The following is a 9,466-nucleotide window of genomic DNA, read 5'->3' as shown; positions in this document are numbered from 1 at the left end:
AACAGCAGGAAGGTCAGCGCCGAGCCGATGACGGCGCCGACGGCCGCGGCCACCGGTTCGATCAACTGCAGGTCCAGCAGCCACGCCGACAGCAGTCCGGCGACCACCGACAGCACCAGGGCCGTCGGCACCACCAGGGTGTTGTGCAGCGCGGTGCCCTTCTCGTCCGTCCCGGCGGCCGCGACGCGGCGCTCGGGCGGCACCATGGAGTGGGTCACGGCCACGAACGCGAAGGCCGCGGTGACGCCGATGATCAGCGCCGCCCACCACAGCAGCGCCATGTCGAGGGCGAACGTGACACCCGTGCCCAGGACCACCGCGATGACGAACGCCACGGGTCCGGGGAGCGGGCGTCGGTTGTCAGAGGTCTTCACGACTCGCCCCCGTCCTCGTCGGCACGGTCAGTACCCTCAGCACCGCTGTCACTCTCCGTGGAACCGCCTCCCGCGCGCAGTCCGGCGCCGGTCATGGCCGAGCCCAGCTGTTCGGGGGTGACGGTGGTCGGGTCGGCCTCCGCGACCAGGCGGCCGCGGAGGATCACGTGGATCGTGTCGGACATGCCGATCAGCTCGTCCAGGTCGGCGGAGATCAGCAGCACCGCCAGGCCGGCGGCGCGGGCCTCGCGCAGCTGCTCCCAGATGGCCGACTGGGCGCCCACGTCCACACCGCGCGTGGGGTGCGCGGCGACCAGGAAGCGCGGCTGACCGCTCATCTCCCGGCCGATGATGAACTTCTGCTGGTTGCCGCCGGACAGCGCGTCGGCGATGACGTCGATGTTGGGCGTGCGCACGTCGTACTCGGCGACGATGCGCTCGGAGTCGGCGCGCGCCCCCACCCTGTTGATCCAGGGTCCGCGCACACTGGGCGCCTTGGTCTGGTGGCCCAGGATGCGGTTCTCCCACAGCGGGGACTCCAGCAGCACACCGTGCCGGTGACGGTCCTCGGGGATGTAGCCGACACCCGCCTCGCGGATGCGCAGCGTGGACCAGCCGGTGACGTCCTGGCCCTCCAGGCGGATGCGGCCCGAGGCGAGGTGGCGCATGCCCATGATGGCCTCGATCAGCTCGGACTGGCCGTTGCCCTCGACACCGGCGATACCGACGATCTCGCCGCGGTGGATGTCGACGCTGACCTCGTCCACGAGCGGGCGCCCCTCCGGGGAGCGGACGGTGACCCCGTCGAGCGAGAGCACGACGTGGTCGGTCACGGTGGACTCGCGCAGCTCCGGGACGGGCAGTTCGCCGCCGACCATGAGGGTGGCCAGTTCCCGGGCGGTGGTGGTGCTCGGGTCGGCGGTGGCCACCGTGGTCCCCCGGCGGATGACGGTGATGTCGTCGGCGACGGACAGGACCTCGTCGAGCTTGTGCGAGATGAAGATGACGGTCAGGCCCTCGCGCTTGAGCTCGCGCAGGTTGTCGAAGAGCTCGTCGACCTCCTGCGGGACCAGGACGGCGGTGGGCTCGTCGAGGATGATCGTCTCGGCGCCCCGGTAGAGGACCTTGAGGATCTCCACCCGCTGGCGGTCGCCGACGCCCAGGTCCTCCATCAGGCGGTCGGGCTCGACGCCCAGGCCGTACTGGGCGGACAGCTTCTGGATCTCGGCACGGGCGCGCCTGCCGATGCCGTGGCGGCGCTCGGCGCCCAGGACCACGTTCTCCAGGACGGTGAGGTTGTCCGCGAGCATGAAGTGCTGGTGCACCATGCCGATGCCGTGGCGGATCGCGTCGGAGGGCGAGTGGAAGCGCACCTCCTGACCCTTGACCGTGATGGTGCCCTCGTCGGGGCGGTGCATCCCGTACAGGGTCTTCATCAGCGTGGACTTACCCGCACCGTTCTCGCCGACGATGGCGTGCACGGTACCGGGAGCCACGGTGATGTCGATGTCGTGGTTGGCCACGACTCCGGGAAAACGCTTGGTGATCCCGTGCAGCTCGACGGCGGGGGTTCGGCTCGACCCGCCGCCCGATGACGTGCTGCTCATCTGTCTCCTCGTGGAACTGGCGGCGGGGCGTGGGGGGCGTGTCGGCCTCCGGACGCCGTCGTCGCGAAGCGGCAACCGGCAGCGGCACCGGGCGCGGGTCCTCCGCGCTCCGGTGCCGCCTCCGGTGCGGTGCCACGGGACCGGCCCGTGGCGCGGCGTGTTACGGGGCGGTCGGGACCTCGATCTCGCCGTCGATGATCTGCTGCTTGTACCCGTCGAGCTCCTCGACCAGCGGATCGATGAGCTCCTCGTTGGACTGGGTGTAGTCCACACCGCCCGAGGCCAGGTCGAAGCGCTGGATGCCGCCCTCGACGTCGCCCTCGACGGCGTCCTGGATCAGCTCGTACACGGCCACGTCCACCTGCTTGATGGCGGAGGTGAGCACGTACGGCTTCTGGTCGTCCTCGGCGTTCGCGTACTGGTCGCTGTCGACACCGATGAACAGGAAGTCGTTCTCCACGGCGGCCTGGAGGACACCGTTGCCGGAGGCCCCGGCGGCGTGGTAGACGACGTCCGCGCCGCGGTCGTACTGGGCCTGGGCGGTCTCGCGGCCCGCGGCGGGGTCGCTGAAGCCGCTGAAGTCCGGCGGCTGGCTGATGTAGTCGATCTCGATCTCGATGTCATCGCTGACGTGCTCGGCACCCGCGACGAACCCGGCCTCGAACTTCTGGATCAGCGGGGTCTCGACACCGCCGATGAAGCCGACGTGGTCGTCCTCCGTGGACAGCGCCGCGGCGGCGCCGGCCAGGAAGGAGGCCTGCTCCTCGGCGAAGACCAGGCTGGTCACGTTGTGGAGGCCCTCGATCTCGGAGTCCACGATCGCGAAGTGGACGTCGGGGTACTCCTCGGCGACGGCCTGGACGGACTCGGCGTAGGCGAACCCGACGGCGATGACGACGTCGAAGCCCTCGTTGGCCATGGTCGCCAGGCGCTCTTCCTTGGCGGACTCGGGCTCGCCGTCGGCGGGCTCGAAGTCACGTGTCTCCACTCCCAGAGACTCGGCGGCCTGGGTCAGACCTCGGTAGGCCGAGTCGTTGAACGAGCGGTCGCCACGTCCGCCGACGTCGTAGGCCAGGCCGACGCGGACGTCGGAGGTCTCCTCGCCGCCGTTGCCGCCGCCGTCACTGGCGTTGTCGGTCGCGTTGTCACACGCGGTGAGGGCCAGCACACCCGCCGCCGCGGCGGCGGCGAACTTGGCCGCGTTGCTGCGCTTCACTTCGGTAACTCTCCCCTTCGCCCTCTCAGCGGCCCGCATTCATCACGGATCCGACCTGAGTTCTGTTGCCGGACAATATCCGCTGGTGGAAAGTACACGTGACATGCGGACTGAGTTGTTATGAAGGCGAGAGCTGAGAGACACGACGCCTCACCCGACTCTTGCCGGGCAAGCCCCGTGTGACGGCGGCCAGATTCCCGTTCCTCCTTATCCGACCTGAGGTTCTCCGGCGCGGAGAGGGGTTTTCACACCCCGCCCCCAGTCGATTACCATGTGTCACACTTCCCCGCCGGGGCCACGACGCGACTCCGGCGGAGCCATCCGGTCTAGACCGGACTATCCAACCAGGAAGTCCACGACGGCCTGCTTGAAGACACGCGAGGACACCGCGTTGGCGTGGTCTCGCCCGGGGATCTCGACATGCGTCCCGCCGCAGCGGGCCGCCAGGTCCTCGGCTCCCGTCGCGAGCGTATCCCGGGCGCCGGAGACGAGCAGGAGGGGCACGCCGACGGGCTTGGGGTCCTCGGTGAACGGGCGGGCGGCCTGGCCTCGCGCGCAGGCGGCCAGCGCGTCGGCGTCGTTGCCCGGGAGCCCGGCCACGGTCCGGAAGACCTGGTCGAAGGGGGTGTCGCCGGCGCCGGGTGCGGACAGGTCGGCGTCGGCGAAGGCGTTGACCGGCCCGAAACCGCCCAGGGCGGCGCGCCGCACCCGGTCGGGGGCGGTCAGGGCCAGGTCCCAGGCCAGACGGGAGCCCATGGAGTAACCGACCAGGTCGACCCGGTCCACCGCGAGCTCGTCGAGCAGGCCCAGCAGGTCGGCGGTGAAGCGTTCGGGCAGGTAGGAGGCCTCGTCGAGGGGCTTGTCACTGGCGCCGTGACCGCGCAGGTCCGGGCCCAGCACGCGCAGTCCGGCTCCGCCGAGCGCCTGCGGCCATCCCGCGGCGGACCAATTCATACCGAAGTCGGTGCCGAATCCGTGCAGAAGTAGGACCGGCACGGCACCCGCCGGTTCACCCGGAGGCAAATCCGCATAGCGCATTGTCACGTCACCGACCAGATTCGCGGTCATGATTCCCCAATCGATTGTGGACTTGGTGTTTCACCCAGGAAAAACCGAAGGCCCAATCAGATGTTCCTATAAACGCCACCGGAGATTTCCGGTATGCGTTTGTGGTTACATCCGAACGGGCCTTCTGACGTGGTGGTCCTCAGTCCGTCGGCGGCTTCAGCCGCACGCGGCGCGCGGGCTTGGCCTCCTCCGTCGGGACCTTTCCGACGATGCCCGCCTGAGGGGCTTCGTCACTCACCGTGACGGCGAAGGTGACGAGGGGTGCCCCCACCGGGACGACCTCGTCCTCCTCCGCGTGCAGGGTGACCACCCTGCCCTCGGTCGGCGAGGGGATGACCACGGCGGACTTGGTGGTCTCGACCTCCACCAGCGGGGCGTTGCGCTCGACGCGGTCGCCGACGGCGACCTGCCACTCCAGGACGGTGGCCTCGACCAGTCCCTCGCCGAGGTCGGGAAGGGTGAAGGTGGTGTTGTCCTCTGCCATGGTCGTCTAGTACTCCAGGGTCCGTTGCACCGCGAGCAGGACGCGGTCGATGGTCGGCAGGTACTGCGGCTCCAGGGGACCCGCGGGATAGGGGACGTCGAATCCGGTGACGCGCTGGACGGGGGCGGACAGGTCGCGGAAGCAGCTCTCCGTGACCAGGGCGGCCACCTCCGCGCCCAGTCCGGCGGTGAGCGGGGCCTCGTGGACGACGACGGCGCGCTTGGTGCGGGCGACCGAGGCGGCCAGCCCGGCGGCGTCGATCGGCTTGAGCCAGCGCAGGTCCAGCACCTCCAGGTCCACGCCGTCCTCCGCCGCCAGTTCGGCGACCTGGAGGCAGCGGTGCACCATGGCGCCCCAGGCGATGAGGGTGGCGTGGCGTCCGGGGCGGACGACACGGCTGGTGCCGATCGGAGTGGTGGGTTCCAGGAGCTGGACGGGTTTGCGGTCCCAGTAGCGGGCCTTGGGCTCCATGAACACGACCGGGTCGTCGGAGCGGACCGACTGGAGCAGCAGGGTGTAGGCGTCGCCCGCGTCGGAGGGGGCGGCCACCTTGAGTCCGGGCGTGTGCGCGAAGAGCGCCTCCAGGCTCTCGCCGTGGTGCTCGGGCGCCTGGATCCCGCCGAAGGAGGGCAGGCGCAGGGTGATCGGCATGGGCGCGGCCCCCCGGGTCCGGTAGTTCATCCGGGCGACCTGGTTGACGATCTGGTCGATGGCCGGGTACGCGAAGCCGTCGAACTGGAGCTCGGGCACCGGGCGCCAACCGTTCATGGCCAGGCCGACCGCCATGCCCATGATCGCGGACTCGGCCAGGGGGGTGTCGAAGACACGCTGGTCGCCGAACTCCTTCTGGAGCCCGTCGGTGACGCGGAAGACGCCGCCCAGGGCGCCGACGTCCTCACCGAAGACGAGGGTGTCGGGGTCCTCGGCGAGCAGGACCCGCAGGGCGCGGTTGATCGCCTGCTGCATGGACAGTTCGACGGTGGTGGCGGTCGCGGGGGCGTCGGCCCGTTCGATCAGCTCGGTCACAGCTCGACCTCTTCCTGCCAGACACGGCGCTGCCGGGTCAGCTCGTCGGTGGTCTCCCGGAAGACGTGCGTGAACAGCTCGGAGCCGTCCGGTTCGGGCGCGGCGGCCACGCCGTCGCGGATGGCCTCGGCGCGCGTCCTGGCCGCGGCGTCCACCTCGGCGAGCGACTCCTCGTCGGCGTGCCCGGCCTCGACCAGGGCCGCGCGCAGCAGGTCGAGGGGGTCCCGGCGGCGCCAGCGCTCGGTGTCGGCCTCGTCCCGGTAGCGGCCGGGGTCGTCGGAGGTGGAGTGCGGCTCGACACGGTAGGTCAGCGCCTCGATCAGGGTGGGGCCCTCGCCGCGGCGGGCGCGGGCCACCGCCGCGGCGGTGGCCTGGTACACGGCCCCGGCGTCGTTGCCGTCGACCAGGACACCGGGCATCCCGTAGCCCTCGGCTCGCGCGCGGACCGAGCCGCCGGCGACCTGGCGGTGGTTGGGGACCGACAGCGCCCACTGGTTGTTCTGGCAGAAGAAGACGACGGGGGCGGCCATGACCCCGGCGAAGTTCATCGCCTCGTGGACGTCGCCCTCCGAGCTGGCCCCGTCCCCGAAGTAGGCCAGGGCGACGCCGTCGTCGCCGCGCAGCCGTTCACCGACGGCCCAGCCGACCGCGTGCGGCACGGGTCCGCCGACCACGGCGTTGATCGCGCCGAAGCGGGAGGCCATGACGTCGTACAGGCCGCCGTGCCACAGGGCGCGGTGGGTGGCCATGTAGCCGACCATCTCCACTCCGTAGGCCAGGGCGGAGGCCATCTCGCGGTAGGTGGGGAAGACGAAGTCCCGCTCGGGGTCCATGGCCGCGGCGCTGGCGACCTGGGCGGCCTCCTGACCGCGCACGGACACGTAGGCGGGGAAGACGCCCTGGCGCTGGAGGGCGATGGCCTCGGCGTCCAGGTCGCGCGCGGTCCGCATGTGGCGGTAGAGCGCGCGGGTGAGGTCGGGCGGCAGGTGGTCCACGGCGATGGATCCCCGGCCCTCCGGCTCATCGTCGGAAGGCACTGGGCGCGCGGCCCCTCCCTCTCCGCGAAGCGGACTCTGGGGCGATGGCGGGCGACGGGTGGGCATGGTCGAGCGGCTCCCAACGTGGCCCCGCGCGTGGTGACGCGGTCGGGGCTCGGGTGTCACGGTCCTACCCGTGATTCTCCGGACATCTCGACAGAATAGCTAGATACATGCCCATAGTTGATACAAATGAGGACGTAGAGCAGCCACATGTTCTTAAATGTCTAACATGGGCACGCAGTCTCGGCAGAAAACGGCACATCATGCGATACACCGCGAACCGGACCTCGCTCCACCCTGACTCCACACCGACCGGAACTCGGGACGACCGCGCCGCGCCCCCACCTCGAAGGCACGCCACGCGAGGACGGAATCACCGCGCGTAGTGCACCGAGCGTAGCCGTCGCTCCTGGCCACATGTGGACAACGTGCCGCCATGAGCGGGAATCAATGCGACAAACAGCAACAGAAAGGACCACAAGAGGAGAAGTTCTGTCACGTTTGCCGAAGCGCGGTGTAGTTACTCACGGGTCAGGGAAACCCCCGCCCCAGCGATGTCATCCACCTTGAGTACAGTCAGACTCCCCCGACCCGACACCACTCCCGTCGGGCCCGCGCGAGGTCTCCCGGAACGTTCCTCCGCGGTTATCCCCCTCCCGGGACGGCGGCGCCCACCCTCGGCCGCCCAATCTCGCGGACTGAGATCCCAATGGACGAGAACAACGTTTACCTGGTAGTTCGTTAGCCCCGGTCAAAGACGACGGAAGGGGCGGACACTGGCACAAGAGCACACGAGGAGCACGCACATGGCCATGGGCGACCAGCGCAGGAGCGGCCGGCGGCCGGACTCCACCGACCAGACCATCCTGAGCGCCCTCGCCAAGGACGCGCGGACCGGGATCACGGAGATCGCCGCACTGGCCAACGTCTCCAGGGCCACGGCCTACAACCGGATCAAGCGGCTCACCGACGAGGGCGTCATCCGCGGGTACTCCGTGGTGACCGACCACGCCAAGATGGGGCTCGGCGTCACCGCGCTCGTCCTCATCTCCGGAAGCCAGCCGGACTGGCGCGCCAACCGCGAGATCCTGTCCTCCTACCCCGAGATCGAGTACTGCTGGTACGTGGTGGGATCGGCGGACATCGTCCTCCTCGTCCGCGTCTCCGACACCAACCAGCTGCGCGACCTGATCCTCACCCGGCTCCAGTCCCTCCCCGGTGTGACCGACACCCAGACGCTCACCGTGATCGACGAGGTCGTCCACCGCCCCGTCGTGGAGCCCCCCGAGTTCGAGTGAACCGCCCGAGGCGGGCTCAGGCCCCGACCACCCCGGCGACCGAGGACACCAGGTCCGCGAGCAGCGCGGCACCCCGCGCACGAGCGGCCGCCACGTCCGCGTCCGCGTCCAGAACCACCTCGACGTAGGCCTTGAGTTTGGGCTCGGTGCCCGAGGGCCGCAGCGTCACCCGACCCCAGACACCACCCTCCAGCCGGAACCGCAGGGCGTCGGTCGGGGGAAGCCCCTCGTGGCCCCCGGAGAAGTCGTCGACCCCGGCCACCTTCAGGGGACCGAACTCCGTGGGCGGCTCGGCACGCAACCGCCGCATCGCCGCCGAGATCACTGACAGGTCCTTCACTCGCACCGAGAGCTGGTCGCTCAGGTGCAGGCCGTACCGGCGCGCCTGGTCGTCCAACAGATCCACCAGCGTGCGCCCCTCGCGCCGGGCCTCGGCCGCGAGCGCCGCCATCACCAGCGCCGCGCCGATACCGTCCTTGTCGGCCACGGGGCGGCCCCCGTCACCGCCGACGCAGTACCCCAGCGCCTCCTCGTAGGCGAAGACCGGCCGCCGACCGGGACCGCCGGCCCGGGCCAGCCACTTGAACCCGGTGAGGGTCTCCTCGTAGTGCACCCCCCGGTCGCGGGCGATCTTGCCCAGCAGACTGGAGGACACGATCGAGGTCGCCACCGCCCGGTCGGCCCCGGAGGTGTGGTCGAGCACGTACTCGGCCAACAGACCGCCGACCTCGTTGCCCGTGAGCAGCCCGTGGCCGGGCACCGCGACGGCGAGCCGGTCGGCGTCGGGGTCGTTGGCCAGCACCAGGTCGGCCTTCCCGGCCCGCCCGGCCTCGATCGCCAGGTCCATCGCCCCCGGTTCCTCGGGGTTGGGGAACTCCACGGTCGGGAAGTCGGGATCGGGGGCGAACTGGACGTCGACCACGGACGGGCGGGCGAACCCCGCCCGCTCCATGGCGGCCAGCAGCACCTCGCCGCCCACGCCGTGCATCGGCGTGTAGGCGATGGCCAGGTCCCGGTCGGCGCCCAGCGGCAGGGCGGTGACCGCCGCCAGATAGCGCTCGACCGCCTCCTCCCCCAGGACCGTCCAGTCCCGGCCCAGCGGCAGGTCACCGAGCGGTCCGACGGCGTCGATGGCCGCGGAGATCTCCGCGTCGACCGGGGCGACGATCTGGGCGCCCGCGTTCGGGCCGTCCCCACCGACGTAGACCTTGTACCCGTTGTCCCGCGGCGGGTTGTGGCTGGCGGTGACCATGATCCCGGCGTCGGCGCCCAGATCGCGCACGCCGAACGCCAGGACGGGGGTGGGCAGGGGGCGCGGCAGCACCGACACCCGGTGCCCGGCCCCGGTGAGCA

At 70.7% G+C, this 9,466-nt stretch carries 8 protein-coding genes and 1 pseudogene; 1 reads left to right on the top strand and 8 read right to left on the bottom strand.

The window, feature by feature from the left end:
- The 7 genes and pseudogenes from D471_RS0107170 to D471_RS0107140 all read right to left on the bottom strand — a co-directional run.
- Positions 1 to 374: pseudogene (locus D471_RS0107170) on the bottom strand (ABC transporter permease); the annotation flags it as partial.
- The gene (locus tag D471_RS0107165; RefSeq protein ID WP_017597983.1) at positions 371 to 1,981 is read right to left on the bottom strand and encodes an ABC transporter ATP-binding protein; all 1,611 of its coding nucleotides are present in this window, start codon (positions 1,979 to 1,981) and stop codon (positions 371 to 373) included. The pseudogene D471_RS0107170 and the gene D471_RS0107165, both read right to left, overlap by 4 nt.
- A 160-nt stretch (positions 1,982 to 2,141) precedes the next feature.
- Positions 2,142 to 3,197, bottom strand: coding sequence for a BMP family lipoprotein (locus tag D471_RS0107160; protein WP_017597982.1), 1,056 nt, complete (start codon positions 3,195 to 3,197; stop codon positions 2,142 to 2,144).
- Positions 3,198 to 3,533: 336 nt separating this feature from the next.
- The gene (locus D471_RS0107155; RefSeq protein WP_026127492.1) at positions 3,534 to 4,265 is read right to left on the bottom strand and encodes an alpha/beta fold hydrolase; all 732 of its coding nucleotides are present in this window, start codon (positions 4,263 to 4,265) and stop codon (positions 3,534 to 3,536) included.
- Between the two features lie 139 nt (positions 4,266 to 4,404).
- The gene (locus tag D471_RS0107150; protein ID WP_017597980.1) at positions 4,405 to 4,749 is read right to left on the bottom strand and encodes a biotin/lipoyl-containing protein; all 345 of its coding nucleotides are present in this window, start codon (positions 4,747 to 4,749) and stop codon (positions 4,405 to 4,407) included.
- 6 nt (positions 4,750 to 4,755) lie between these two features.
- Complete coding sequence (locus D471_RS0107145; RefSeq protein WP_017597979.1) at positions 4,756 to 5,775, bottom strand: alpha-ketoacid dehydrogenase subunit beta; 1,020 nt, start codon at positions 5,773 to 5,775, stop codon at positions 4,756 to 4,758.
- Complete coding sequence (locus D471_RS0107140) at positions 5,772 to 6,812, bottom strand: thiamine pyrophosphate-dependent dehydrogenase E1 component subunit alpha (protein WP_017597978.1); 1,041 nt, start codon at positions 6,810 to 6,812, stop codon at positions 5,772 to 5,774. Before D471_RS0107140 ends, D471_RS0107145 begins: the two co-directional genes overlap by 4 nt.
- A gap of 809 nt (positions 6,813 to 7,621) precedes the next feature.
- Between D471_RS0107140 and D471_RS0107135 the strand changes: the two genes are divergently transcribed.
- Positions 7,622 to 8,113 (top strand): Lrp/AsnC family transcriptional regulator, encoded by a 492-nt coding sequence (locus D471_RS0107135; RefSeq protein WP_017597977.1) that lies wholly within the window; start codon positions 7,622 to 7,624, stop codon positions 8,111 to 8,113.
- 16 nt (positions 8,114 to 8,129) lie between these two features.
- Here the strand turns inward: D471_RS0107135 and D471_RS0107130 are convergent.
- Positions 8,130 to 9,466, bottom strand: a 1,337-nt coding sequence (locus tag D471_RS0107130; protein WP_017597976.1) for a phospho-sugar mutase, incomplete at its 5' end; no start/stop codon positions are given.

It is taken from the genome of Nocardiopsis lucentensis DSM 44048 (genome assembly GCF_000341125.1).
In the GTDB taxonomy this organism is placed as follows: Bacteria; Actinomycetota; Actinomycetes; order Streptosporangiales; family Streptosporangiaceae; genus Nocardiopsis; species Nocardiopsis lucentensis.
The sequence above is the reverse complement of the archived record's forward strand: the minus strand, read 5'-3'. Positions and strand labels throughout refer to the sequence as shown.